32 protein-coding genes and 1 pseudogene are annotated in these 23251 nt (G+C 50.1%); 14 read left to right on the top strand and 19 right to left on the bottom strand.

Annotation, left to right across the window (positions count from 1 at the left end; genetic code table 11):
• Positions 1–82: 82 nt before the first annotated feature.
• From KGP16_RS22515 to KGP16_RS22505, 3 genes are all read left to right on the top strand, one after another.
• A complete protein-coding gene (locus tag KGP16_RS22515; protein WP_155621780.1) occupies positions 83–817 on the top strand; it encodes a nucleoside recognition domain-containing protein in 735 nt (244 codons plus the stop codon).
• Between the two features lie 16 nt (positions 818–833).
• Positions 834–1295: a YjiG family protein gene (locus tag KGP16_RS22510; protein WP_115159346.1), complete on the top strand. Its 462-nt coding sequence runs from the start codon at positions 834–836 to the stop codon at positions 1293–1295.
• Between the two features lie 96 nt (positions 1296–1391).
• Positions 1392–2504 carry a M20 family metallopeptidase gene (locus KGP16_RS22505; protein ID WP_223500374.1) on the top strand — a complete coding sequence of 371 codons (1113 nt, stop codon included), beginning with the start codon at positions 1392–1394 and terminating at the stop codon, positions 2502–2504.
• A gap of 281 nt (positions 2505–2785) precedes the next feature.
• Here KGP16_RS22505 and KGP16_RS22500 read toward each other — a convergent pair whose 3' ends face one another.
• The 18 genes from KGP16_RS22500 to KGP16_RS22415 all read right to left on the bottom strand — a co-directional run bounded on the left by KGP16_RS22500 (position 2786) and on the right by KGP16_RS22415 (position 13089).
• Complete coding sequence (locus KGP16_RS22500) at positions 2786–3061, bottom strand: type II toxin-antitoxin system RelE/ParE family toxin (RefSeq protein ID WP_024531262.1); 276 nt, start codon at positions 3059–3061, stop codon at positions 2786–2788.
• Positions 3061–3342, bottom strand: a complete 282-nt coding sequence (locus tag KGP16_RS22495; protein ID WP_024531263.1) for a CopG family ribbon-helix-helix protein — start codon at positions 3340–3342, stop codon at positions 3061–3063. The genes KGP16_RS22500 and KGP16_RS22495 overlap by 1 nt, the downstream gene beginning before the upstream one ends.
• Before the next feature lie 106 nt (positions 3343–3448).
• Positions 3449–4306 carry a DUF4942 domain-containing protein gene (locus KGP16_RS22490; protein ID WP_024531264.1) on the bottom strand — a complete coding sequence of 286 codons (858 nt, stop codon included), beginning with the start codon at positions 4304–4306 and terminating at the stop codon, positions 3449–3451.
• A 76-nt stretch (positions 4307–4382) separates the two neighbouring features.
• Entirely contained in the window at positions 4383–4769 is a 387-nt protein-coding gene (locus tag KGP16_RS22485) for a type IV toxin-antitoxin system YeeU family antitoxin (RefSeq protein ID WP_024531265.1), read from the bottom strand.
• A 79-nt stretch (positions 4770–4848) separates the two neighbouring features.
• Entirely contained in the window at positions 4849–5184 is a 336-nt protein-coding gene (locus tag KGP16_RS22480; RefSeq protein ID WP_051372474.1) for a TA system toxin CbtA family protein, read from the bottom strand.
• Between the two features lie 13 nt (positions 5185–5197).
• Positions 5198–5683, bottom strand: a complete 486-nt coding sequence (locus KGP16_RS22475; RefSeq protein WP_024531267.1) for a hypothetical protein — start codon at positions 5681–5683, stop codon at positions 5198–5200.
• 62 nt (positions 5684–5745) lie between these two features.
• Positions 5746–6063 carry a DUF5983 family protein gene (locus KGP16_RS22470; protein WP_024531268.1) on the bottom strand — a complete coding sequence of 106 codons (318 nt, stop codon included), beginning with the start codon at positions 6061–6063 and terminating at the stop codon, positions 5746–5748.
• Positions 6063–6437, bottom strand: a complete 375-nt coding sequence (locus KGP16_RS22465) for a hypothetical protein (protein WP_024531269.1) — start codon at positions 6435–6437, stop codon at positions 6063–6065. Before KGP16_RS22465 ends, KGP16_RS22470 begins: the two co-directional genes overlap by 1 nt.
• Positions 6438–6471: 34 nt before the next feature.
• Complete coding sequence (gene radC, locus KGP16_RS22460) at positions 6472–6957, bottom strand: DNA repair protein RadC (protein ID WP_024531270.1); 486 nt, start codon at positions 6955–6957, stop codon at positions 6472–6474.
• Between the two features lie 10 nt (positions 6958–6967).
• Positions 6968–7420, bottom strand: coding sequence for an antirestriction protein (locus KGP16_RS22455; protein ID WP_371822646.1), 453 nt, complete (start codon positions 7418–7420; stop codon positions 6968–6970).
• 118 nt (positions 7421–7538) lie between these two features.
• Complete coding sequence (locus KGP16_RS22450; RefSeq protein WP_024531272.1) at positions 7539–7787, bottom strand: hypothetical protein; 249 nt, start codon at positions 7785–7787, stop codon at positions 7539–7541.
• A complete protein-coding gene (locus KGP16_RS22445) occupies positions 7787–8611 on the bottom strand; it encodes a DUF932 domain-containing protein (protein WP_024531273.1) in 825 nt (274 codons plus the stop codon). The genes KGP16_RS22450 and KGP16_RS22445 overlap by 1 nt, the downstream gene beginning before the upstream one ends.
• 121 nt (positions 8612–8732) lie before the next feature.
• Positions 8733–9185 carry an IrmA family protein gene (locus tag KGP16_RS22440; RefSeq protein ID WP_024531274.1) on the bottom strand — a complete coding sequence of 151 codons (453 nt, stop codon included), beginning with the start codon at positions 9183–9185 and terminating at the stop codon, positions 8733–8735.
• A complete protein-coding gene (locus tag KGP16_RS22435) occupies positions 9182–9634 on the bottom strand; it encodes a YfjS/YafY family lipoprotein (RefSeq protein ID WP_024531275.1) in 453 nt (150 codons plus the stop codon). The genes KGP16_RS22440 and KGP16_RS22435 overlap by 4 nt, the downstream gene beginning before the upstream one ends.
• 38 nt (positions 9635–9672) lie before the next feature.
• Positions 9673–10242 carry a hypothetical protein gene (locus KGP16_RS22430; RefSeq protein WP_080673423.1) on the bottom strand — a complete coding sequence of 190 codons (570 nt, stop codon included), beginning with the start codon at positions 10240–10242 and terminating at the stop codon, positions 9673–9675.
• Positions 10242–10946: a transcriptional regulator gene (locus tag KGP16_RS22425; protein ID WP_071784493.1), complete on the bottom strand. Its 705-nt coding sequence runs from the start codon at positions 10944–10946 to the stop codon at positions 10242–10244. The genes KGP16_RS22430 and KGP16_RS22425 overlap by 1 nt, the downstream gene beginning before the upstream one ends.
• A gap of 202 nt (positions 10947–11148) precedes the next feature.
• Complete coding sequence (locus KGP16_RS22420; RefSeq protein WP_024531278.1) at positions 11149–12024, bottom strand: GTPase family protein; 876 nt, start codon at positions 12022–12024, stop codon at positions 11149–11151.
• Between the two features lie 108 nt (positions 12025–12132).
• Positions 12133–13089 carry a hypothetical protein gene (locus KGP16_RS22415; RefSeq protein ID WP_051372476.1) on the bottom strand — a complete coding sequence of 319 codons (957 nt, stop codon included), beginning with the start codon at positions 13087–13089 and terminating at the stop codon, positions 12133–12135.
• 565 nt (positions 13090–13654) lie between these two features.
• On the opposite strand from KGP16_RS22415, the gene KGP16_RS22410 reads away from it, so the two are divergent.
• From KGP16_RS22410 to KGP16_RS22365, 11 genes and pseudogenes are all read left to right on the top strand, one after another.
• A complete protein-coding gene (locus tag KGP16_RS22410) occupies positions 13655–14233 on the top strand; it encodes an inovirus-type Gp2 protein (RefSeq protein ID WP_029712164.1) in 579 nt (192 codons plus the stop codon).
• Between the two features lie 108 nt (positions 14234–14341).
• Positions 14342–14548 (top strand): AlpA family transcriptional regulator, encoded by a 207-nt coding sequence (locus KGP16_RS22405; RefSeq protein ID WP_024531281.1) that lies wholly within the window; start codon positions 14342–14344, stop codon positions 14546–14548.
• Positions 14549–14645: 97 nt separating this feature from the next.
• Complete coding sequence (locus KGP16_RS22400) at positions 14646–15242, top strand: hypothetical protein (protein WP_024531282.1); 597 nt, start codon at positions 14646–14648, stop codon at positions 15240–15242.
• A 237-nt stretch (positions 15243–15479) separates the two neighbouring features.
• Complete coding sequence (locus KGP16_RS22395; protein ID WP_200866168.1) at positions 15480–15929, top strand: inovirus-type Gp2 protein; 450 nt, start codon at positions 15480–15482, stop codon at positions 15927–15929.
• Positions 15812–16966 carry an IS481 family transposase gene (locus KGP16_RS22390; RefSeq protein WP_371822645.1) on the top strand — a complete coding sequence of 385 codons (1155 nt, stop codon included), beginning with the start codon at positions 15812–15814 and terminating at the stop codon, positions 16964–16966. The genes KGP16_RS22395 and KGP16_RS22390 overlap by 118 nt, the downstream gene beginning before the upstream one ends.
• A 53-nt stretch (positions 16967–17019) precedes the next feature.
• Positions 17020–17280: pseudogene (locus KGP16_RS22385) on the top strand (hypothetical protein); the annotation flags it as partial.
• Between the two features lie 144 nt (positions 17281–17424).
• A complete protein-coding gene (locus KGP16_RS22380) occupies positions 17425–17970 on the top strand; it encodes an inovirus-type Gp2 protein (RefSeq protein ID WP_024531417.1) in 546 nt (181 codons plus the stop codon).
• A 553-nt stretch (positions 17971–18523) separates the two neighbouring features.
• Positions 18524–19120: a cytochrome b/b6 domain-containing protein gene (locus KGP16_RS22375; RefSeq protein ID WP_223498438.1), complete on the top strand. Its 597-nt coding sequence runs from the start codon at positions 18524–18526 to the stop codon at positions 19118–19120.
• A gap of 420 nt (positions 19121–19540) precedes the next feature.
• Positions 19541–19849, top strand: coding sequence for a hypothetical protein (locus KGP16_RS22370; protein WP_152529993.1), 309 nt, complete (start codon positions 19541–19543; stop codon positions 19847–19849).
• Between the two features lie 246 nt (positions 19850–20095).
• The gene (locus KGP16_RS27610) at positions 20096–20227 is read left to right on the top strand and encodes a hypothetical protein (protein WP_256444949.1); all 132 of its coding nucleotides are present in this window, start codon (positions 20096–20098) and stop codon (positions 20225–20227) included.
• A gap of 517 nt (positions 20228–20744) precedes the next feature.
• Positions 20745–21638, top strand: coding sequence for an alpha/beta hydrolase (locus KGP16_RS22365; protein ID WP_024531319.1), 894 nt, complete (start codon positions 20745–20747; stop codon positions 21636–21638).
• Positions 21639–21753: 115 nt separating this feature from the next.
• Here KGP16_RS22365 and KGP16_RS22360 read toward each other — a convergent pair whose 3' ends face one another.
• A complete protein-coding gene (locus KGP16_RS22360; protein ID WP_024531320.1) occupies positions 21754–22239 on the bottom strand; it encodes a hypothetical protein in 486 nt (161 codons plus the stop codon).
• Positions 22240–23251: the final 1012 nt, after the last annotated feature.

Below are 23251 nucleotides of genomic sequence, written 5' to 3'. Positions count from 1 at the left end.
ATACGCACAGTAGACCATTCATAAGCCGATGCTGTTATAACTAGCACTGGGTTATTCTGTGACACTCTGATAAGGAAATAGCATGAGCGGACAGCAACAAAATATCACCTCATCTGCAACAGAAACGGCTCCCGTTCGCTGGGGAGCCTACGTGGCGCTACTTTTTGCCATGGTATTCTTTTCCGGGCTTCTCGGCGGTAAAGAATGGTATGGCGTGTTTGATTTCACGACATTGAACGGGTCTTTCGGACGGGTCGTCAGTGGTGTGACTCAAAGCAACGAGGCATTAAACGTCTCCAACAGTACCTTTCGTGGTACCGGCGGTAACGGTGCCATGGACGGTTTTCTCTTCGCCTTCGGCTTGATACCTGCTGTCATGTTTGCCCTTGGCATGATCAATGTACTGGAGCACTACGGTGCGCTGAATGCAGCACGTAAACTGTTAACCCCACTGTTGCGCCCGTTGCTGGGGCTGCGTGGTAATACCGGTTTGGCACTGATTGGCAGCCTGCAGAGCACGGATGTTGGCGCCTCACTAACGCGCAAACTGGCTGATGAGGCACAGATTACAGAGAATGAAAAAGACGTTTTCACCATGTTTCAGTTCTCTGCAGGTGCCATGATCACCAATTTTTTCTCCTCTGGTGCCATTCTGTTCACTTTGGTTGCCGCTGACGGCACCCTGGCTGTTCCCGCCTCAATCGGCCTTTGCATCCTCGTGATGTTTTTTATGAAAATCGTTGGCGCGAATATTTTACGTTTGTTGCTGAAAATGCGTCGTCAAGATAACGCATCTTCTGAAATCCACAAGGCATAGGGAGATCACCATGAGCATGACGACTGAATCCAAACCCATGATCACCGATGTTTTTGTTGCCGGGGCACGTAAAGGTTGGGCCATTGCCACAACCAGTACGTTGCCCAATGTTCTGATGGCCTTTGTGGTGATCAAGGCGCTCACCATCACTGGCGCACTGGACGGACTGGCTTTCATTTTTGCTCCCCTGATGCAGCTGTTCGGCTTGCCGGGCGAGGCGGCAGCGGTCCTGATTGGCGGCTGGATGTCAATGGGCGGTGGGATCGGCGTAGCCGTTAGCCTGTTCGATAGCGGGATCCTGACGGGAGAACATCTGGCTATCCTGGCACCGGCCATCTATCTGATGGGGTCCCAGATCCAGTATGCCGGACGTATCCTTGGGGTCATTGGCACCAACGCCAAACTGATCCCGTTGATGATAGCCATCTCGGTACTGAATGCATTCGGAGCCATGCTGCTGATGCACATTTTTATCTAGTAGCAGTGCGACCTGAAGGGCGAGTGCGAGATCGTACTCTCCTGCGATTTAATTTCAGTGCACGCACAGCCTGCACAAAAGAACAGGGGAAACACCATGCAATTAGACGACTATCTGGCAGAATTGGCCTCCTTGGTTAATGTGGACTGCGGTACCAATACGTTGGAAGGAGTTGCCACCGTTGCTGCCAATATGCATGAGAAATATCAGCAGCTCGGCTGGCACAGCGAAATTGTCGATCTTGGCGATAAAGTGGGGCCCGGCGTTTTTGCTGCCAACAAACCCAATAGTCCACACTTTGATGTGCTACTGGTAGGTCACCTGGATACGGTTTTCCCAGTAGGTACCGTAGCGATGCGCCCTATGAGCATTAAGGAGGATCGCGCCTATGGCCCCGGTGTGGCGGATATGAAGAGCGGGCTCCTTAATATTCTTTGGGCAATGAGGGAACTGTCTGCAGAGGCGAAAGAGCGTCTCTCTATCGCGATTGCCATGAACCCTGATGAGGAGACGGGTTCGGTTTATTCACATGAATGGATTGGCGCACTGGCGAAACGCAGCCGCTGCGTGTTGGTGTGCGAGGCCGCCCGTGCGGATGGCTCACTGGTCAAGGCCCGCAAGGGAATGGCTCGCTACGAGCTGGAATTTCACGGTGTCGCCACCCACGCTGGTAACGATCCTGAGAATGGGCGTTCCGCAATCAATGAAATGGCCCACTGGATACTTCATCTTAACCAGTTAGCCAATGCGCAACTGGGGACGACCCTGAACGTTGGAGTGGTGAGTGGAGGTTCTGCGGCCAATGTAGTTGCGGACTACGCGCAAGCGATAATTGATGTCCGCTTCTGGCAGAACGACGAATTTGAGCGTGTTGACCGGCTAATGCGAACCACGACGCCTCACTGCTTTACTGCCGATGTTCGCCTCAATGTGACATTACAGGCTCATGTGCCCGCCATGTCACCCTCAGAAAAAACCGAACAACTGATGGCGAAGGTGGAGTCTGCGGGGAGGTTGGAGAATATTGACGTTCGCTGGCAGGCCGTCGGTGGTGGTTCTGATGCCAACCATACCGCCGCGCTTGGTATCCCCTCACTGGATGGTTTTGGTCCAATTGGCGCTGGCTTCCATAGCTCGGCAGAATATCTGGAGTTGTCCAGCATCGAACCCCGAGTGCGTCTTTTGCGCCGAGTGATAGAAACGCTGTAACCTCTGTCAGAAAGCAAAAAACCCGCCATAGGCGGGTTCTTCTAAATCATGGTGCCGGACTCGGAATCGACATTGCCGATTAATTTATTGATATTTAAGTTTGTTTTTCGATTTGATTATTTTTGTGCCCTCATTTGTACCCTCAGTCCCTTTTGATTGTTTTTGGGGACCAAATCGGGGATAGATAATATCCCAAGTGAAGTGGAAAAAACCGTATAGGCATCGTGTTCGATTCTTTATTTCTATTCCTGTTTTTCGAGCGGCAGGTGCTATCTGCTATCTTACCGATTTTCCCGCGTATGCCAAACACGTAACATGTAGAGCGCGTTAACTTTAAGTTCGTAGTGCATTTCATAGTTACCGACGATCAGACGACGCACTTCCCGTGGTTCATACCTTGCCAGCGCGGGTCCCATCCGTGAATGCGTCAGCAGGTTAGCGGGGGCAAGCACCAGTGATTGAAGCACCTGTGCTGCTGCTTCTGGATTGACATTGGCAATAAATTCGCGCAACCGCTCTAAATCCTGCAACGCATGATCTGACCAGACAACCTGCATTACTTTTGACCTGACTGCGGGACAGGAAGTGGCGTGTCATTGTTAAGGCTATTCACCCATTTCAATACATCGGCTTGTTCCACCACTCTACCCGCATCCACATCAGCCAGCCCCTGCAAGATCATGTAATGGCGGCTCTCTTCTTGCTCAATTATCGCAGCCAAGGCCTGTTTGACGATCCAGCCACGAGAACGATCATAGTTTGCAGCCAGTTCGTCGATCTTCTCTGCCATTTCAACAGGTATATGGGCAGTGATAACGCGTGTTACAGATTGTCCCATGAGTGTTTCCTTGCGATTAAAATTAAATCATAGTCAATCGGAGAGTAACAGGCAACGCTAAAATCAGAAAGCCGCTGTTAACTCCCCCAATCCTGCTTACCATGACCTATACGCGTTCCGGTAATACGTCGGGATAATGTTTGGCGATGATATCGTTCATTTTGTCCATCAACGCCGGTTTCTTGAATGTCAGGTGTGCCGATCCCTTCATGAAATACTTTATCGAAAAGTACTCATCTTCATAACCCTTCGCCATCTGTGGCGCAGCACGAATATGTTCATACAGCCGAGCGGTAACATCTGTCCTGTTGTCCGGGATCGCCTTGCCCTCCAGCAGGAACAACATCCGTTCCAGATCCGCCAATTGGTCACGCCGGTAACTGTGATTTAGCGTAAATCCCCATTGGTTGTAACTCACCAAACCGTTGACGATCACCTTCTTGCCAAATTTACACGGGTGATTCGACTTGTAGTCCCATGAGAGCGATTTGAAGACGTTGATCACTCCCCGCTCAAACACCTCACCCTTGTCCCGATGCAACTGCTTGAATGTGCTGTAGATACTCTCGTCGCTAATGGCAGGAATATTGTCGCCCTCCAGGTTTCTGTACCACTGGTCACGCGCCTGGGCATCCATAATGGCGAGCATTCCGGAGCGTTTCATCAGATCTCGCCATATACTTCGATCAAGATGGCGCGTGATCACGGGCATGGCTGTTTCTGCTCTCTCCATCAGCCAGCAACCGCAGCGGAAGTCTTGTTTCATAGCCCAGTCCCTTGCCACTCCACCGCCAATGCTGTTGGTAATGGTCGAGATATCTTCAAGCTGATGGATTAGGGCCTCTATCTGTGCCAAAGCGGCATTACGCCCGGTGACAATGCGTTCAATACTGGTGGAACAAATCACGTCAGTATGGCCGGTCAATACATCAGGTTCGGTAATCGGATTCAATGCTGTTGACATCGTTAGGGTTCCTTAAAAACAAAATACCCACGATAGGGTGGGCAGAGAGAGGATATGGTGTTCCAGGTGCGGAGGGTCATTCGTTACCGGGGGACTGAGTCGCGTGATAAATTGCTATGTAGACATGGCCAAAGCTGCCCAAGGTGTCTGCTTCACAGCTAAAACCGGCGTGTTGGAGCGTGACACTCTGCTGACGACGTTGATCGAGCTCACCAGAGCGCAAACAGGCTTCCAGTTGCTCAATCAACACCGGAAACGCCTCATCCAGCGCCTTGAGGTCGTCGGGTGAAAATGTACCAAGCAGACCAGCACGATCAGCCAGAAAATGCAGACGATCACCCTGTTGCACCAGTCGGGCACCCAGGCGTGGCGTAATAGCAGATTGCAGGCCCCAGGTCGTTGACGGCGTGCTGTTGTCGTCGGTGAGGGGGGCGGTATGGTTATCGGTAATGGGTTCTTTCATCGCTGGACATCCTTGCAAAGCATAACGCCAGCGGGCGAGGCTGGCGTTGGGGGGGGAGTGTGAGGTCAGTGGGTAACCGTCAGGTGAGACGTCGAATGATGGGACTGCGTAATCCCAGCGCACTGCGGGCACGGAGCATATCCCCGCCGTTCAGCGTCGGGTCTTGTGCCATCAGGCTGAAACCGGGGCGATCAATTCGGACCAGATCGAATTTCTCCACCAGTTCATTGACGGTTTCCCTTACGGTAATGCCATGTTCAATCTGCTGGATAATCGCCTGGTCGTCGTGATACGGCGTATCGTTTAGTTCCAAGCCATAGCAGTGACCCAACAGCCAGGTGAGCAACTGCTGGTATTCGGCCAAGGCCTGACGGGCATTGGCGGCAATCGGTGTGGCGGTGTTGATCATCGTCATGGTGAATTTAACCTCAACAAAGGGGAGAAACCGGGAGTTGGCAGTGGTGGGGCAGCCAATGAGCGACTTTCCGCCACTGTTTTAGAGGGACATCGGATTCAATCGTCCAGACATTCGGGCATTGGGTGCTGGCCAGCAACAGCGCAGCCATCACCAGCCACTGGTAGGGATAGCCTCGAGTATCACAGCGGATCAGTGCATAGGGTGTTTGGCGCTGGTAAAGAATGAACGGATCGCCTGCCTGATGGGTGGTAATACGCTCACCGTTAAAACCGATCATCCCCAATCCCATCAGGTTGTTGTCGAACTGGTATCGGCGGTTGCCAGTGTGTTCACAGATAACCGGCGCGGTGGTTAAACCCAGCGTATCGGGTTGCCAATGCAGCTTCAGAGATGCAGTGGTGATCGCTTGGCATAAGGCTTGCCAGTCTTGTGATGAAACGTTGCTGTGCTGGAGATAATGAAAAACGCCAGGCACGGGCGCGGTGCTCGTGTTCATGAGTCAATGTCCTTGTAAAATAAATGGATAGTGCGAAGGTAAAGAGTTAGACGAGGGGGGTATTACCAGTCGAACGTGGCGAAGTTGGGCAACACCTCACCTAGGGCATCAATATGCAGGTAGCTCAGTTTGTGGCGTTTCATCAGTGTTGTGACCAGACGGCGGCAGGTTTTGGAGAGCCCGAGCCGTTTGAGTTGCAATACCGGGTGGGTCCACGCATCTAGACGCAGCAGATAGCCGGTGCCCGAAAAGGCAATCCATTCGCCGTCGCTGAACTCATCCTGACAATGCGAGATCCGGTACAGCAGCATATTGTCGTCTTCGGTGAGATGCGCCGTACTGCATTGCAGACCGAAGCGTAAAAGCAGCGTCGTTACCATTAGGTCGCCTCCTTTATTACACCCGGTAGTGGATAACGGCGTTGATGATGTGCCAATACCTTTTCACGCCATGCCTGGCAAACCTCTGGGGCCATCGACAAATAACGTTTTGGGCAGGAAAAGTAGTAGGGATGTACTGACTCATCCATTGCCTTGTAGCCCCAACTGCCACCAGAGCCCTGCATCAGGGTGCAATGAATGACTGTTTGGGCGACTTTTGCCGTATCCTTCGGTGTACTCTGGACAACCGACCACAGAACATTGCCCCGCAGCGCATGCGCCAGCGTCACGTGTTGATAGTGTTCGGTGTCGTCGGTTTGGATCAGTGCCGCGATCAGCTCACGGCGAGAGCGGTGTGAGAATAACCAGCCCATAAAGCATGCTCCTTGAAAATGAGGGTGATTGCTATCAGCCAGGTAACCAGCCGCGCTCGGTGAAGGAGACGATATCCAGACCACCGACAATCAAATGGTCCAATACCTTCACATCAACCAGTGCCAGCGCGTTGACCAGCCTTTCGGTGATCTGCCGATCAGCCTGGCTGGGCTCTGACTCACCAGAGGGGTGATTATGCGAAAGAATGACAGCAGCCGCGTTATGGCGAAGTACCGCCTTCACCACTTCACGGGGATGGACCTCCGTGCTTCGAATGCTGCCGGTGAATAACGTTTCGCTCGCCAGCAACCGGTGCTGATTGTCGAGATACAACACGATAAACACTTCTCGTTCTTGTCCGGCGAGTTGTAAACGTAGCCAGTCGCGCGCGGTGCTGGTGGAGGTGAACAGTGCCCCTGGTTCACGCAGGTGCTTTTCCAGCAACGACAGAGCACGCTTCACCGTGCGCTGCGCCGTTAACGGCAGGGCGGTTGATGCCAATAATGTTGAGGAGTTCATGTCGGTGCTCTCAATCAATCAGGGCGAAAATGGCACGGCTGTCAGGATGGTGCAACGCGTATTCCCGCAGGCGGTAGAAATGGTCGGTCATCGCCTCGCTTTCGGTGCGGCAGGCGTGGTGGCTGTAGGCCATCAGGCAGGCAGTAATACCCGCAGCCTCCGCGCTCATGTCAGCACCGTTGCCGTTCATTTTATTGAACAATGACCATTTTTTATCGTCATCAGCCTCGGGGGCGATAAAGGCCCCGCCGTTACCGAGTGTGTAAAAATCCCAGGAGCCGCCGTGGTAGTCGGCACACAGGCGGTCCATCCAGCTAAAGACGTGCGGTTCCAGGATCATCCATTGCGGTATGCTGCCAAAATGCTGGTGCCAAAAATGGGGGCGTTGGTTCTCTGGCACGACAGTGGCGCTTAACGTTGTTGATTGAGAGGGGGATGCAGACAGCTCAACATGCATATTCATGGAAATTTCCTTTTGAATTAAACAAATAACAAAACAGGCTCGACCAGAAAAACCGGGGAGCCTGTCTGGGCGATGAGTGATAAAAGTCAGTGAGTACTTACGGGGGACTGTGGTCGGGTTATTGCGGCAGAGTGAAGATCAACCGCAATTCGGTGCAGGATTGGGCATAGCCATCGATGTCGACGCAGGCAGGCCAATGACCTTCTTCCTCTGCCAACCGGCACAGGCTGCGCTCACCGGGTCGGTAGCAAAGATGGCTGCACCAGGCGCACAGATCGTCATCGGATATCGAACGGCTCACGGGGTCGTTGTCCAGTGGCACCGAATGCCAGTCAGCCTGCTGTGCGTCAGCGGGAACCCGTTGCATCAGGCCACCGCCTGTTTTAATCGTTCAGCCATGACCCACAATGCGCGGTTTAGCTTGATGTCGCCATCAATGCCATTCACCGCACGGGTACGGGTTGAGCGGCCTTTGGTGTTGAGGCCAGGCAAACCGCCTTTGGTGGTGTTCTCCTGAATTCTCTGAAAAATTGTCCATAAATCCTCTTTCTTGTCTTCCCAGCGACGCGGGGTGAGCAATTGGCTTGCGGTGACGGGGTGATGTTCTTCACCGTAACGGTAGGTTAGCGCGGCGTGTGCCAGCGCATGCTGATGTTCTGGTGCCAGTGTTAACGCCAGCATGCTCTCGCGGCTCTCTTCTATCTGGTCAAATATCCCCAGCACCTCATAGGCCCCTTCAATCACTTTCTCTACAATCTCAGCCCCTTTGTGTGGCACACGAATTTCACCAAAACTCTGACCGCAGACCAAACCGTTCGAACAGATTTGGCGAAACCAGCCTGGCAGCATCTGGTAGCTGCTGGAGCCATCGTGGCTGTTGAGCAACACAATCTCCTGCACTTCTTTCTGGGTGATTTGTCCCGAACGGCGCAGTCGCACCAGATGTTTGGTGTGCTCACGTTTATCTAAATCCCGCACGCGGGTCTGGCAGGCGAAAAACGGCTCAAAGCCTTCTTCACGCAACCGGTCCAGCAAGGTGATGGTGGGGATGTAGGCGTACTTTTCGCTGCGGGAGGCGTGTTTATCATCACCCAACACGCTGGGGACGTAATGCGCCAGTTCATCACGGGTTAGTGGGCGGTCGCGGCGTACAAGATTGACCGCACCAAAGCGGCTGGCTAATCGGGTCATGGTTAGTTCCTTATTCAGAGATTAAAAACGAAAAGGCCATGCTTCCCGAAGGAGGCATGGCCTGATTTTTAGCGAGGGGATTGTGTTAAGTTAAGGTTTGGTAGATGCAAAGCTAAGCCAGTTATGATGCCTTATTCCCAGCAACCGATACCGGTAGTGGCTGGTAATATTGTGGATCGAATATAGACAGCGGCAGGTCAACCTGATAGCCATTATGCTCTTCTGTTGCCTTCATTATTTCGACTGAACTGACGTTTTCCACGCATTCGTTTTCCAGTGATGCTTCCTGATCGCGCGTGGCATCGCTGTCACCAAACGCGGCTACCTCCATATTCCCCATCGCCAGTGTGTTGCCACTTTTGTCTTTCAGACGCAGGGAAAGGGTCAGCGGGCCGAAGCCCTCGCCGCTGCCGCCGTTATCCAGACGGAACTGGTAGACGCAAACATTGCCTGGCACCCAGACCGTATCCGTGTTGCGGATACTGATATAGCGTTGTTCATTGGCCTGCGCCTGTGCCAGCAAACTCAGAGTCAGGACTGCAACTGAGGTCATGCCTTTCAGCTTCTTATTCATGGATTTTTCTCCTGATTCTCCGGCAGATAGAGTTTTCCCATTTCCTTGCCATCATGCGAATACACTACCGATTTTTCGCCAGTGTAGCTGTCGGTCTCAATCCGGAAACTCAGGGTGATATTATCTGCCAAGCACAAGGCAGCCATCAGAGGCTGCACCGTTTTCTGCTGCATATCAGCAATGTAGTAATAATTACCTGACTTACAGTCCTCCGGTGACTGACGGGTTTTCAACACTGTGTATTGCGGTGTGCCAAAGGCATCCTTTTTCACCCACTCCTGAGCAATATCGGATTGATGCGATACAACCTTGCTGAATGGTGGTGGAGTGAGGTCCTTAAATCTGGCTATCGCTTTCACGCCAGCATCTTCTTTACTGTCGCAGCCAGAGATACTCATGGCACCGATAACCGCCAGAATAGCAAGCATATGCGGGTACAATTTCTTCATGGTGCTCATTCCTTGTTTTCAGTCTTGTTTCCGTTGCGTCAGCAATTGCCAGTGCGGCGACACAGTTCAGCCAGACTCTGTTGGGCTACCCATTGCTGCAGTTTTTGCTCTGATGCAGAACGCTTCGCAGCCAAAGCAGCCTGTTGCTTTTTGTTGACGCAGTTTTCTGGAATTGCGGCAAGCACCTGAGTGTTGTGCGGTTCATTCGCCAGTTCCAACTGATACTGAGTGTCGATGATGGTGAAATAGCACCCTTTCCCCTGATCCTCGCCCTGATAGACGGAGGTCAGATCCGAGTAGTAGCCGCTGGCAGGTTTTACATTCAGCTTGCGAACAGTATGCGTTTTCTTGTCGGCGAGAAAATAGGCACCGCCGCCACGTTGGCGAAGCAGGAATTGTTTTGTCCACGGATAGTTATCGATCACCGTGGCCTGATAGAGCATGTTATGCAGGGTGTTGTTGTCCATGCCATCGTCAGATTTCCAGCCATCCGCTTGCATATAAGACCAGGCTTTGACTGTACCCACGGTGTTTTCAGCGGCAGCCGAGAAGACAGCGCCGGTACAGAGACTTAGAGCAAATGCTGTTGTAGCCAGTAATTTCATCATCATGATTCCTTTTGAGGTAAAAGACTGTCGCCGGTGCTGGCGAGCAGTGAGTGAAAAACACGAAAGTGAGGCAGAGCCCTGAGAAAACCCGGGTCAGCGAGTACGTTGCGAATCTGAATTTCCGGCACAAACAGTGCCGGATGGAAGGTAACAGCATAGATATCGTTTAACGGAAACACCGCCACGCGATGCTGATGCTCACCTGTCAGGTACCAGTACCCGTTACAGAGTACGAGGCGGTAAGGCGCAAGCCCTAAGCAACGACAGCCCTCAGCTAGCAGCGTCACTCGACGGTGCTCTGATATAGCTCTGACAAGCCTCGTAAAGATACCTGGCCGGGATGGTGACAATGGCACCGACTCTGACCATATAAGGCATGGAGACTCACCAGGCCCACTCAACAGTGAGCTGACCATATGGTTATCCATATCAGGAAACAAAGCCTCCACTCCCGACTGGCGAGCAAAAGTCATTACCGCCAGTTCACGTTGATGACTGCCAGAGAGCAGGCGACAAGTACCGTCGCGATATTCCAGATCCAGATACATCAGCCGCTCACGAAAATCCCGGCGGAGGGTACGGACCGACACGCCAAACTCTGCTGCCAGAAGGCGCATATCCAGCGTTTCGCCTGCTACCAGACGACTGATAATGAGAGACAACCGGACCGCCAGCCGCTCATGGCGACGCTCAGTCTGGGACATGAGAGGTATTCTCCATCCTGTTAATTGGCTGAAAATTAAGTGATTAGTGTAACGAAGGGGGAGGACAGGGTATGGACACAGGAAGGCGTATTTTTTCAGTACAACGAATACAGTTGTGATGCGCCCTTAAGCGTTACCAGAGGATTAACCGCTTATTAATTGAGCGCCAATCGGACAGGGAGTGTCCGTCATGCGAGGTTTGTCAGAAGAAAATCCAGTCCCAGACGGTACGGGCGAGTGCCACCACCGCTTCCCGCACAGTACGAATAACAATTCGAACAGGAGCAGGCAGAAAAGACGACGACTCCACAGTACCAAACACCTCACTCACTGCACTCCCAAAGCCCTCACGTGCCTGCTTTTTTACCGATTCACTGCATAACTTCCCCTGCAGTTGCATCGCCAGTGGGCTGGTAGCACGGTCCGGCAGGCAACCCATCATGGTTTCGACCATTGACGGCAAATTCCATTCTGTCCTGGCGGAAACGGCGCACACCGGATGATGCGGTGAAAATAGCTGGCGAATGGACTCCAACCTTGCCTCAATATTCACCAACTGATGCGGTGATGGCGCATTGCCGGTGACATACCATTCATGGCTTGGCTCTATTTTGTCGGCCTGGTTAACGACAAACAGTATTCGCTGTTGGTAACCCGTCATCACTCGTCGGTAGAAGTGTTCATCCACTGAAAAAGCACGATCATCAGCTTTTATAACCCACAGGATGAGATCCAGCTCAGGGAGAATATTGCGATATAGAGATTCATATTCTTTATCCCGTTGCTTACTCTCGCCTACACCGGGTAGATCTACAAGTATCAGGCTGTGGTCACTGCTGCTCAAACGCAATCGCAGCAATTCACGTGTGCAGGCGTCGACATCGCTGACGGGCGTGACCTCCCCCTGGAACAGCGCATTGCAGAGCGACGATTTTCCCGCACCTGTTTTACCCATGATGCCGATGACCGGTTCGTAGTGAGTGAGCTTTTGAATATGGTCAAGAATATGTTTTCCAATGGCATAAGGGAGCGATGCCAGCGGCTTTTCGATGGCCTGAAAACCTTCTGATTTTTTCATGAAACGACCTCAGACAGAAAAACAAAACACCCAATACAATGACGTATTGGGTACGGTTCACAAAGGTAATATCTGTCTGAGATTTTTTTAAATCGAGGGGCGGGATAATCACATGGCGTTATATTTCTCCGTAATAAGCATTTCCAGCACGTCACTCAGTCTCAGGTTATATTCTTGGGCGATGTTATCGAGCATCTCCTTGACCTCTTTCCTGATGTAGGTGTTGATGGCTTTTTTATCGTCCTTCCGATACTTTTCTTTTTGTTTTTGCTGATGCCATGAGTGGTTTATTCGTGACTTGAACAGTTCCCGAGTGTCTTCCGGAGCCTGCCATAAATCCCAGGCGGCGAGGGCGGACAGATAATAGTCACGGGAGGAGGATGGGGTAAAAAACTGCGTGACAGGTAGGATTTTCCCAGGTGTCTCAGCCTGTTTTTCTTTTATTCTCGACCAGAACCAGCGGCACATGTCTTCATCATCGGCATTAAGCCAAGTAAAGCGCTGAGGCCTGCGGCAATTATCTAACCACTGTTGTTTCAGTATTTCCAGATGCGCCATTTTACCTCCCTGTTGATTCAGACTATGAGCACCATCGAAATAGTCTCTGAGGGTGCGAAGTCGTTCCTGATGTGTGGCCGGGGACTCCCCCAGTCCGAGAGCTTTATAGGTGTTTATCTTCGTGTTGCCATTATTCCAAGTCGGCTTCCTTACTAAAGTGTGATTTGGAGCGGGATGAAGGAAAGGGGCATAATTGTTAGTGTCAAGATAAATCACTGCCCAGAGATAGAAGGTTGCCTGTTCGTTGTTTTTCAGCCATGAAAATGCTTCATCAGGCAGAATGGCGTAGCCCGCCATAATTTCGATTTCATTGACTTCTTGATTATGTGAAACCTCAAATGTGTATTTTTTTTCCAGGAACGCATTCACGTTTCGCAGGCAATTCTCAGCATTGCCCGGATCGTATGTGGGAAACTCACCAGGGTACTTATTCGCCAGGTACTGTGCGTAAAAACGACAGACCCGCCCGTCCTTGCTTCTGACTTTTGCCTTCTCTTCCGCCATCATTTTTCCCTCAGTGTTCGTATTCAGGTTCCTTATCTTACACATAAAAAGGTGTGCCCTGCATGGTCACTAAGTGATTAATTGCTAATTGATTGATGAGAAATTGGTATTAATATCTTTGTTTATCGTGATTAACAACTGATTAGTTAATGATTTTTAGCTGTTTTTATCCTGTTGCTAATCGTCAAAAACCAGGCAGGGTAAGGGTTACGCCCTGATTATGTTATCGGAAGGGGGATTGTGACGTTGTTGTTCCGGGTAGGGGAAAGGAATGAGCTGAGCCTGCACTTACCGTTGTGGGGTGTCCAGCGGCCTCTGTGGTCGGCATGCTGACCGGATGGGAAACAGGGAACGTCAGTGGTTTTTTTGCGATGGCAGAAACGACCGAGAACGGTTAGTGGCAAAGGTATGGAATTAAGGTTAATTAATATTATTAAAAGAAGTACATATACCTATTGAATCCCGTATACGTAAAAGATTATAAGCATGTACTGGATAAACCTATCGACTTATCCAAGTAAAAATTACAGGACTACCTCTTCCTTTGAACCAATACCAAGGAGGAAAAATGAAAAGACCCTATAACGCCAACCCAAAGTATGAAATGGATAGTCTATTGCTAACTGATATCAATACGCATATGGAAGCCATGTTCCAGCGTTTTGCAAAATTACTACCTTTCAGGATCGACTTTGCCTATAAAAAGAGTTCAGCAAGCTTTGGTCATGCTTGCAGACACTCAATGTATAACGAAGTCCTAATATTGATTAAAGAGTTCGAAAAATCTCTTCCGATTGTGGGCTATTACTGGGTGATAGAGTACACGAAGAGAAAAGGAGTGCACGTCCATTTTGTTTGCTATCTGAATGGGCAGTTTCAGAACTGTCATTATCCTATATCCCGAGCGATGGGGGACATGTGGAAACAAGTAACAGATAATGATGGGTATCATCACCTTTGCGTCCCTAAAGATATTTACGAAGTCAAAATTGGCAAGATAATCCGACATTTTGATACGGACGAGATCGATGATTTACGTTATGTCATTAGCTATCTGGCTAAATATGAGCAAAAGGAAAATGGCATCATCGCGGGTAAAAGCGTGATACCGGTAAAAAGTAACCGAGGTAGACCACGCATACGCTGAACAACCTTCACTAACTTTTTACAGATTCACCGGTTGGTATGTCGGAGCTGGCATGAGTAATCATCAACCACGACTCCGGCTTACCTTTAACTACCGGAGAATCACGATATGAACATTAAACCCTCTCTGCTTGAAGACCAGTTTGTCGACATGGCATTTATCACAACCCTGACCGGACTCACCGATAAGTGGTTTTATAAACTGATTAAAGATGGTCTCTTCCCGAAGCCAATTAAGCTGGGTCGTAGTTCCCGCTGGTTAAAGAGTGAAGTGGAAGCCTGGCTTCAGGACCGCATTAACCAATCCCGCAAATAAACCTCTCCCCTAACTAAACCCGCAGCATGAAAATAATTATCCGGCTACCCCGGAGGTTTTCTGCTGCCTGTCATTCCAGTTAGAAGGAATATGCACCATGAAAGACAATAAATCCCGTTACGAAGAACTCCACAGATATTACCAGACCTGGCTGACGGATTTTACGAAGCTGACAGTCAGGTCGGGCATGTGTCACCAGAATATATACCACCATCATACCCTGACGGTTGGCCGTCTAACGTTCCCGGGGAAAGCGCCAGCTATTGCGATTGTTCCGCAGTGCCTGCACCGAATCATTTACGGTAAAACAGCGGTAGCACCACTATCCCTGGAGGATGATCTGAGTGTCAGTCTGTGTACACAGGAGCACCTGCTGGCTCATCACCCCATGCTGGAGGGGGTTCTGCTTTCTGAATGCGTGCGTTTAAAACAACGCTCGCTGGCAAATGAGCTTATCAGCCTATTCAGGCAATTCAGCGGAACAGAGTTGCGTCTGAAGCTTGTCTGGCTGTGCTGGTACGATTTGATGCTGGGGAATGGTTTTGCTGACTGGACTGAAAATTTGAAGATTAAAACTGAAGAAGAAGTGAATCACTGGATTAACGAACGGCAGTCTGAGCACTACGCGTTAACCGGCATCGTGGATGAGTACATCACTTTTGCCTACCGCACTGCCCTCGATCCGCTGACTTGAGTTTCATGCCTTGTTCTGCTCAGGGAGTAAAATTAATATAATTAATAGTCACTCCCTTTTTACAACCATCCCAGTAACTCCTTGCAGACCACCCTGTCAATCGCCCCTGCTCAAGGGGTTACCTCCATCTCTCCTGCTGGTCTCAACCAGCTACCAAGAGTTAATCATATGAAAACTAAACTAACCTAGACGCCAGACTGGTTTCTGTCGTCTCTCCTGAACTGGCATACAGACAGCATGATAAATCGGTATGCCTGCCTGCTGGCTATCCGTATAGATCTGTTCTATCGGCACCACACAACCCAATATCACCAACAGGATCACTGCCAACTGGAAAAGGATATCCACTTGCTGATGGACAAAATGATGAGCCTGCGAGCCGTAGTGGGATACTTCTGGGTCATCGAGTGGACTGAGGATCATCACTTCCATGGTCATGTGGTCTTCTGGCTGGATGGTAATCGAACCCAAACTCCCTACCCCTGGGCAGAGTGTACAGACCGGGGACATCATGAACACTTGTTCGGGGACATGGTAGACACTTACAACATAGGTATGAGTACTTCTGAGTGGAGCTGCTTATGCCGTGGAATGAGAGATCTGCCATGTCATTACGTACCGAGTTTGTGCTTTTCGCCTCGCAAGAAGGCGCTAATATCCGAGCGCTATGCCGCCAGTTCGGCATAGCGCCTGCCACGGGGTATAAGTGGTTACACCGCTGGCTCTCTGACGGTCCACACGGACTGAACGAACGTTCCAGGGTGCCACACCATTCGCCTTCCAGAACACCCGACATTGTCGTCGAACACCTGCGCACTGCTCATCTGGCCCATCCGATGTGTGGGGCGCGCAAGCTCAAGCGATGGCTAGAGATGCAGGGGCATACGCTACCTGCCGCCAGCACCGTGCATAATCTGATGCGCCGTCATGACTTGCTGCCAGGCGGTCCATCACCGGCGCCCACCGTTGGGCGCTTTGAACATGACGCACCGAACCGGCTCTGGCAGATGGACTTTAAAGGCCACTTCTCCTTCGCTGAAGGACGCTGCCATCCGCTGACCTTGCTGGATGACCATTCACGCTTCTCGCTCTGTCTGGCGCACTGCTCGGACGAACGACGCGTCACCGTGCAGTCCCAGTTGATAGCGGTATTCGAACGTTATGGCTTGCCGGAGAGAATGACCATGGATAATGGGGCCCCCTGGGGGGACACGACGGGCAGTTGGACCGCTCTGGAACTGTGGCTGATGCGTCAGGGTATCCGGGTGGGTCACTCGCGGCCTTACCATCCTCAGACTCAGGGTAAGCTGGAGCGCTTCCACCGCAGCCTGAAGGCAGAGCTCCTGCAGGGACGGTGGTTCACCGATGCCGCACAGTTGCAGGAGGTGTTCGACGCCTGGCGAGATACCTACAACCTGGAACGGCCACATGAAGCGCTGTCAATGGCGGTACCAGCCTCCCGTTATCAGCCTTCATCGCGACAGTACAATGGCAATCCGGCGGCAGCCGAGTATGACGAGGGGGTCTTGGTCAGGAAAGTGGATATCAGTGGGAAACTGAGCCTGAAAGGGATGGGTCGGAAAGTGGGCAAGGCCTTTATCGGTGAATATGTCGGACTGAAGGAAAGTGAGAGAGAGGGATACTACGAGGTATGGTGGTACAGCACGAAAGTGGGGATGATCGACCTGAGAAATAGGTCGATCATCATGGGTAAAGGATGTTAAAAAGTGTTCACCATGTCCTTGAACACCTGTCTACCATGTCCCCGGTCTGTACAGCAGAGAAAGCGGGTGAGTTCTGGAGCGTTATTACCGATGGCGATGGCTGGCATCATCGCTGTGAATTTAAAGAGCATTACAGGGCCAATATCAATATCCCGGTGCACTACAACGATCCAGACAGCATCACTAACATCCGGCTTGTACTGGAATATCTGACTAAAACTCAGCAGAAAGAGGGATTGTTACTTCACGGCTGTAACGAGGTGCCTGAACGCCCGCTAACGGGTCGTCCACGGCTTCCGCCAGCGATCAGCTAAATATGCTAAAGGCCTGCAGTGGCGTGACTACGCCACTGATATCCGCTGTCAGCGTAGCTGCTTCAGGAAGCCTGGGGCATATCGACGTGCTCACGATTTAATTACGTAGCACTCCCTTCTTTTGACCCCGACCAGAGATATCCCATGGAACGACTTAATGAAAAACTGACAGATGTGCAGTTGATCCATCGTGAACTACAGTCAGCCATTGACCATTATCCACGACTGGCGGCTTTTCGGTTTAGCTTGCGACAACCCGAAGTTGACGCATTGCGACTTCCTGAAGAGGCTGTCGTGCAATTTATTCATGCGCTTCAGCAGATGACCCATCAATACATCGAGATACGGCAATCAGAAGGCAAAGCAGTACCACCCACTATGCTCAGGATATTATGGGGGATGGGTTCCTCACGCGATATTCAGGTCATGCTGATGCTCAATCTCAGTACGTTCTGTTGCAGGCAACAGCAGGAAGGCGAGGAAACGGTCCTGGCTCTCATTCGCCAGGCATGGGCTGCTACCCACGGTGATACACCGTTTACAACGGAGCCGCAGGTTTTCTTTCCATCAGAACCGTGTTTTTTGGCCTGTCGCACAATACCGGCCAAATTTACTGCGCAACACGAAGTACTGAGAAGTATCGCCAGGCAACTTCCTGCGCCTGTTGCCTTCTACCGGAGCAACGTGTAACGCAGACCAACAGTAATCGGTTTATCTGAATTGTCATGATCAACGGTCGCAGACCCGGTAATGCAACAGAGGGTGAGGTGTACTGGCAATTGCGGACACTGTCATTTGTTCTTTTTTTAAGAATAAATTCGATAATCGTTCTTGGCGAAGTCTGACGGTGAGAGATTATCCTACCGGGAATAACGACGTGCGGGGAAGGTTATCTGCGTGAGTTGTGCTTATCCACGTTACACGCTCATTGCTCTACCGTGTCGTTAATATCTATGATGAGAGGTGTAGCGACCTGCAACGCTGTAGTGGAATGAAAGTAACGCTAAATGAAAAATGGGTATCTGGGGGCCGTGGGCGGTCAGGGTATTTCCCCTGACAAGGGGGGCGGTGTTGACACACAGGCCTAGTCGTTCTTCGAATTGAGCAGAAATGTTGTAACGATCAGACCATACCCGCCCCCGATTTTGATGCAATTGACGCCATAGACCCGTACCCATTGTTTTAAATCAGGCTATGATTTAACAACAACGGCACGAGAGCCGGTAAAATACAAGGGAGCATCATGCAACAAGCACCGACATCGCGACGGACATTCTGGCATTTCCTTTCACTTTATCAACCGCTGTCTTTGCGGTGCCTGCATATACTGATAGCCTTTTTGATCGTGGGTCAAATACTCAACAGTAATGGTATGGAATTGACAGCAACAGAGCAGCTGGCCAGCGCGACGATACCACGTTTCTTTACCCTGATGCATACCAGTATTGGCCTTACGTTACTTGCGCTCAGTGTCGTACTGATTGGGTATTGTTTGAGACGACGCGGTTTACGTTATTTTTATCCTTACCTGTGGGGCGATATTGCCCAGCTCCAGCAGGATATCCATACCTTGTTGAAACGCCAATTGCCCGAAGCCAACCCCAAGGGATTGGCGACCAGTGTACAAGGATTAGGTCTGGGCGCGCTCAGTCTGGTGGTGCTTTCCGGAGCAAGCTGGTTTGTACTGTGGCAAATGGGCTCCCCGTTAGCTTCCATCGTCAAGGATTGGCATCAGACATTAACCGGACTGATTGAGGTTTATTTGATTGCGCATGGTGGGATGGGGTTACTCCACTTTGCCGTGTGGTATTGGCAGCGTCGGCCACGCGAGCTCTTTTAATGCCCGGAATGGTGGTTCATTTGATGTATTTAAACGCCACCGAGAAGGCTGTATTAACTTGAGTCTCATCAGGAATCATATCAGCACAGACCAATACCTATTCTCCGGTGTTGGTCGCATGCCCTCAGCCTCATTGGTGACAGTGTTACGGGGGGAACCAAGTCGTAAGCTGAAGTAAACAGTAAGAATGCCATGTGTAATCCGTTTAATGGAGATTGCCATAGGCAACCGGCCCCATTACCCTTGACACCCATTTCACTCCACAGTGGAGAAACAAAGGATCCCGACAGAGTTCGGGATCCGAACTGTTACGTACGTAGTTTTACACAGTGTGTAAAAGATACGTACGTAGGGCCGTCAAGCAAGAGTGAGCCTCGTCTGCGTTGGCCGTCAGCGTTGGTTGCGGCGGACAGGGATAATGTGGAACCACAATTGCGCGCATTGCCGGAGCCATTGGGGCAGCAAGTTCTGGATGACGTGGCGGAGCGCGTTGGTACCGGTGAGATAAAAAATGTGATTGCCTACCTGCTAGCTACGTTGAAGCGAGCGAGAAACGGGCAATTTAATTCGACAGCAAGTGTGGCAAAGCGTGCGCAACAACCGCACTCACCACAGAGTCACACTGGTACAGAGCCTGCTCAGCGTGTTGTTCAGCAGGAGCGTAAACGAGCATCCGTGGAACAGATTGCACAAGTGATGGCGGAGATCCGGGCTGATTACAGGCAGTGATTGCGGGGCGTACTGTGTTTCGTATTTGTCGGTTAAAAAACATACACCGTTGCGGGGCGCAACACTTTTTGGAACAAGCTGTGATGGTTTCTAGTGAGCTCTCTATTTATCGAAGTTTCGGTAGCCGAAGCAATACGGATTGCTTATGACCGACGCTGAAAATAGGGTTTAAATCCTGTCCAACCCTATCGGTAATCCCCCATTTTTAACAGAGGCAATATCGAATCGTTGCATTTCGGTTAACTGGTGTCGGAGCACCTGTTTGGTGAGCGGCACAACCTGAAAGAAGACGAGGTTATCAACCAGGCGCAGCAGATGCTGGGCCTGGGCCGCGTGGTAGCCACCCGTCGAGATGAATCAGAACCACCGGAGAGTTGATGGCCTGGTAGCACGATGTAGCACTGTTGTTTTATCTACCCGAGCGGGAAACCTTTTGCCACACGGGATAGGTGTTTTTCCGCTCATTTTTATCTGATGAAGGAGAAGGCACCATCGTACCTCCTGGTTCCCGGAGGGCCTGGAGTTTGAAACCTGTGATTTTCTGGGTTCCATCTTTATGGGTAGGGTTCCAAACGGACTTACCAGTATTTTAGTTCTTGTGGGCTTTAGCCTGAAGAAAATTACCGGTCACGACTATGGCATTGACTTTTTCCTAGTGTAAGACCAGAAGATCCGCCGGTCAGAACAACTTTTACGGGTGTTTTACGGCTAATACGACTGAGGTTGTTAACATTCTGATCGGCAAGGAATACCTTTCCCCCCCTTCCTATCAAAAAATTAACATTCAATCATGGTTGAATATTAATGGCTATGTGTTTTATCATCACCGATTCTTGAACCATGAAAGTGAAAATTACACGAGAGATTTGGTAACCTGCTGAAATGGAGCTCCACAATGTCCCAATTGCAACTTAACGCTATATTAGAACAAAATGAAAAGAATCTTCCGCCGGAAAACGCCACACCCGACGAGTTGCGTAGTTGGTGGGAAACAGCGATGGCGCAGATACCTGTCGCAGATGTTGCTTCAATCGAGCGTCTGAGTTTGGCTGGTTTTAGCGCAGAGTTTCTACGGCCCCATGGGAAATATACCGATAACCTGATCATTTATGCGCATGGTGGCGGTTTTGTCATCGGTTCAAGCAGCACCCATCGTGTGATCACCAGCTATCTGGCCCAGATAAGCCACAGTGCGGTCTTGGTACCCGATTATCGTCTGGCACCTGAAAATGCTGCGCCGGCGGCGCATGACGATATCTTTACTGCATATTGCTGGGCATTAGAGCAAGGCTATCCAGCGCGAAAAATCGCCTTGGCCGGTGACTCTGCTGGTGGCAATTTAGCGCTGGCTGCAGCGGTTCGCGCGAAGGCTGAGGGCTTACCTATGCCCGGTGCCTTATTCCTGATCTCACCAGGGCTGGATTTAGCATGTGAAGGCATCTCCCACCAAGAGGTAACGGATGATCCGTTCTTGACTCCTCAACTGCTCGAATTCTTATTCCAATCCTATGTTGGGATTGGGGGCGATCTCAAATCATCACATGTAACTCCGTTCTATGCGGATTTCGCTGGCTTACCTCCAACGCTGGTTCACGTGGGGAGCTGGGAAATGCTAAGGGATGATTCGGTGACAGTCGTCGAACGGATGCGCGAAGCAGGTGTCGATGCAACTTTGCAAATATTCGATGGTATGCCTCATGTATGGCAACTGTTCGCTCCCATCCTGGAGGAGGGCATGGCTTCATTGGAGCAAGGTGCTTATTTTATCCAAAAACACTTACATGAATAAAAATACGTATTGATAAAGTAAAGGGTGATAACCAGGAAGTTACCACCCTTTACAGGCAGGGAAATTATAGGTATGGAAATAGCCTTTATAACCTCAAAATATAATAAGAAAAGGATTACCTGCTAAATACCGAAACGATGAAAGCGCCTGTGTAGACATCTGCGGCTGCAAAGCTACCGGCAGCATTTGCAGAAAATACGTTTATTATAGTTTCTCTGTTGGTATGGGATGTGAGGGTTGTTGTATGATTGGTACTGGTAAGTGCAGAAGTCACTGCTCCTCCTGAGGTTCCTATTCTAAAGGGGAGAAGGCTTCCTGTAGTCGCCCCGAGCAGTTGATAATTATTACCGATGACGGGCTTGATAGTGATAGTACCAATGTAACCTGCACCAGTGGTAAGAATTTCGAGATTTCCGATCTGCGTACCCCTGGTTACCTTTTTTAAACCACTAAGTGGAGTGAAGGATGTGGTTAGCGTTGACAATGCAGCAATAGGTACAGAAATATCCAGGTTAGATGCCTTTCCTATTTGAGATGCGTTCACTGAACTTATGGGGAGTAAAAAAACGGCAATAAGTAATGCTATTTTATGCATGGACATCAAGTTTTCCTTTGATTGAGTATGGTATGAGGTAATATATATATGCATAAGAAAAATTGAAGCATAGAAATTGCTCTTTTTTAATCAATTTATATAATTGACATTTTGTGTGGTGAGTTGTTGAATGATTATGGCGTTAGAGATGCGTTAGCTAAATACATGATTGCCATGCTGCGCTCTAGTATTATTAATGTTGGCGGTAGTGTTGGAATTAAAGTGAGCTATTGTGCGTACGGAGTTCTTCAGTGATTTTGATAATCTAAGGATATATAGTGGAAGAAAGATATAGCGTACTCCTTGTGGGGTGGAATCCGCGAGTTGTAGATTATAGCAAGTGGCCGGGCCTTACCGCTGAGAAACTATTCGCAGTTTTTGATGCGGATAAAGAAAGACTTGAATCTCTTGGCTATGAGGTCGAACTGGGCCTAATCGATAGTGCTCGGACTGCTGAAGCTACACTCTTAAGCCTTCTCATGGAAAGGCGTCGTCACTGTGTTCTGATTGGTGCTGGTGTTCGTACTGTTGAAGAATACCTTCCGCTCTTCGAACGACTTGTCAATGCAGTACATACACATGCCCCAGCAGCGAGAATATGTTTTAACGGCGGACCGTTCGATTCTGTCGATGCTGTTTTAAGACAGATACCAACTGCTCCGTTAACTCCGTTACCTTAGGGGACTTAAATAACTTAAGCCAGCGGGTGTGTGATTATCGATTTGATATGAATGATTAACGTTAGCTTGTGGAGCTTGAAATGAAGGCCACTATTATCAGTTCATTCTCTCCATTATCTATACCGAGTGGTAGTGTTTATGCTAAAAGCCTGATAGCTCCTGGTAATGAACAGGTTATGTCGAGTACCAATTTGACTGTCTAATCATTAGTACAATTGGCTTATCTTGATGTAATAGAACAAAGGAAAGATGCAAGGTTCATATCTGAACTAAGATTTCTCACTGGTTGTTGAAAACTAGATCAATGTTGGCTGGTTATATCGGTAAAGGTTAAGTAT

Origin of the sequence: Serratia sp. JSRIV006 (assembly GCF_019968685.1) — a bacterium.
GTDB classification, from domain to species: domain Bacteria; phylum Pseudomonadota; class Gammaproteobacteria; order Enterobacterales; family Enterobacteriaceae; genus Chania; species Chania fonticola_B.
The sequence above is the reverse complement of the archived record's forward strand: the minus strand, read 5'-3'. Positions and strand labels throughout refer to the sequence as shown.

What these genes read in the sequence shown, in the direction of transcription:
- KGP16_RS22410 (WP_029712164.1), top strand. Translation starts at nt 13,655, where the DNA reads ATGAAAAGACCCTATAACGCCAACCCAAAGTATGAAATGGATAGTCTA.
- KGP16_RS22375 (WP_223498438.1), top strand. Translation starts at nt 18,524, where the DNA reads ATGCAACAAGCACCGACATCGCGACGGACATTCTGGCATTTCCTTTCA.
- KGP16_RS22480 (WP_051372474.1), bottom strand. Translation starts at nt 5,184, where the DNA reads ATGACGATGATCAACACCGCCACACCGATTGCCGCCAATGCCCGTCAG.
- KGP16_RS22475 (WP_024531267.1), bottom strand. Translation starts at nt 5,683, where the DNA reads ATGAACACGAGCACCGCGCCCGTGCCTGGCGTTTTTCATTATCTCCAG.
- KGP16_RS22435 (WP_024531275.1), bottom strand. Translation starts at nt 9,634, where the DNA reads ATGAAGAAATTGTACCCGCATATGCTTGCTATTCTGGCGGTTATCGGT.
- KGP16_RS22510 (WP_115159346.1), top strand. Translation starts at nt 834, where the DNA reads ATGACGACTGAATCCAAACCCATGATCACCGATGTTTTTGTTGCCGGG.
- KGP16_RS22395 (WP_200866168.1), top strand. Translation starts at nt 15,480, where the DNA reads ATGATAAATCGGTATGCCTGCCTGCTGGCTATCCGTATAGATCTGTTC.
- KGP16_RS22405 (WP_024531281.1), top strand. Translation starts at nt 14,342, where the DNA reads ATGAACATTAAACCCTCTCTGCTTGAAGACCAGTTTGTCGACATGGCA.
- KGP16_RS22495 (WP_024531263.1), bottom strand. Translation starts at nt 3,342, where the DNA reads ATGGGACAATCTGTAACACGCGTTATCACTGCCCATATACCTGTTGAA.
- KGP16_RS22505 (WP_223500374.1), top strand. Translation starts at nt 1,392, where the DNA reads ATGCAATTAGACGACTATCTGGCAGAATTGGCCTCCTTGGTTAATGTG.
- KGP16_RS22425 (WP_071784493.1), bottom strand. Translation starts at nt 10,946, where the DNA reads ATGTCCCAGACTGAGCGTCGCCATGAGCGGCTGGCGGTCCGGTTGTCT.
- KGP16_RS22380 (WP_024531417.1), top strand. Translation starts at nt 17,425, where the DNA reads ATGGAACGACTTAATGAAAAACTGACAGATGTGCAGTTGATCCATCGT.
- KGP16_RS22490 (WP_024531264.1), bottom strand. Translation starts at nt 4,306, where the DNA reads ATGTCAACAGCATTGAATCCGATTACCGAACCTGATGTATTGACCGGC.
- KGP16_RS22445 (WP_024531273.1), bottom strand. Translation starts at nt 8,611, where the DNA reads ATGACCCGATTAGCCAGCCGCTTTGGTGCGGTCAATCTTGTACGCCGC.
- KGP16_RS22465 (WP_024531269.1), bottom strand. Translation starts at nt 6,437, where the DNA reads ATGGGCTGGTTATTCTCACACCGCTCTCGCCGTGAGCTGATCGCGGCA.
- KGP16_RS22515 (WP_155621780.1), top strand. Translation starts at nt 83, where the DNA reads ATGAGCGGACAGCAACAAAATATCACCTCATCTGCAACAGAAACGGCT.
- KGP16_RS22485 (WP_024531265.1), bottom strand. Translation starts at nt 4,769, where the DNA reads ATGAAAGAACCCATTACCGATAACCATACCGCCCCCCTCACCGACGAC.
- KGP16_RS22415 (WP_051372476.1), bottom strand. Translation starts at nt 13,089, where the DNA reads ATGATGGCGGAAGAGAAGGCAAAAGTCAGAAGCAAGGACGGGCGGGTC.
- radC (WP_024531270.1), bottom strand. Translation starts at nt 6,957, where the DNA reads ATGAACTCCTCAACATTATTGGCATCAACCGCCCTGCCGTTAACGGCG.
- KGP16_RS22420 (WP_024531278.1), bottom strand. Translation starts at nt 12,024, where the DNA reads ATGAAAAAATCAGAAGGTTTTCAGGCCATCGAAAAGCCGCTGGCATCG.
- KGP16_RS22440 (WP_024531274.1), bottom strand. Translation starts at nt 9,185, where the DNA reads ATGAATAAGAAGCTGAAAGGCATGACCTCAGTTGCAGTCCTGACTCTG.
- KGP16_RS22430 (WP_080673423.1), bottom strand. Translation starts at nt 10,242, where the DNA reads ATGATGAAATTACTGGCTACAACAGCATTTGCTCTAAGTCTCTGTACC.
- KGP16_RS22455 (WP_371822646.1), bottom strand. Translation starts at nt 7,420, where the DNA reads ATGAATATGCATGTTGAGCTGTCTGCATCCCCCTCTCAATCAACAACG.
- KGP16_RS22500 (WP_024531262.1), bottom strand. Translation starts at nt 3,061, where the DNA reads ATGCAGGTTGTCTGGTCAGATCATGCGTTGCAGGATTTAGAGCGGTTG.
- KGP16_RS22365 (WP_024531319.1), top strand. Translation starts at nt 20,745, where the DNA reads ATGTCCCAATTGCAACTTAACGCTATATTAGAACAAAATGAAAAGAAT.
- KGP16_RS22400 (WP_024531282.1), top strand. Translation starts at nt 14,646, where the DNA reads ATGAAAGACAATAAATCCCGTTACGAAGAACTCCACAGATATTACCAG.
- KGP16_RS22470 (WP_024531268.1), bottom strand. Translation starts at nt 6,063, where the DNA reads ATGGTAACGACGCTGCTTTTACGCTTCGGTCTGCAATGCAGTACGGCG.
- KGP16_RS22360 (WP_024531320.1), bottom strand. Translation starts at nt 22,239, where the DNA reads ATGTCCATGCATAAAATAGCATTACTTATTGCCGTTTTTTTACTCCCC.
- KGP16_RS22450 (WP_024531272.1), bottom strand. Translation starts at nt 7,787, where the DNA reads ATGCAACGGGTTCCCGCTGACGCACAGCAGGCTGACTGGCATTCGGTG.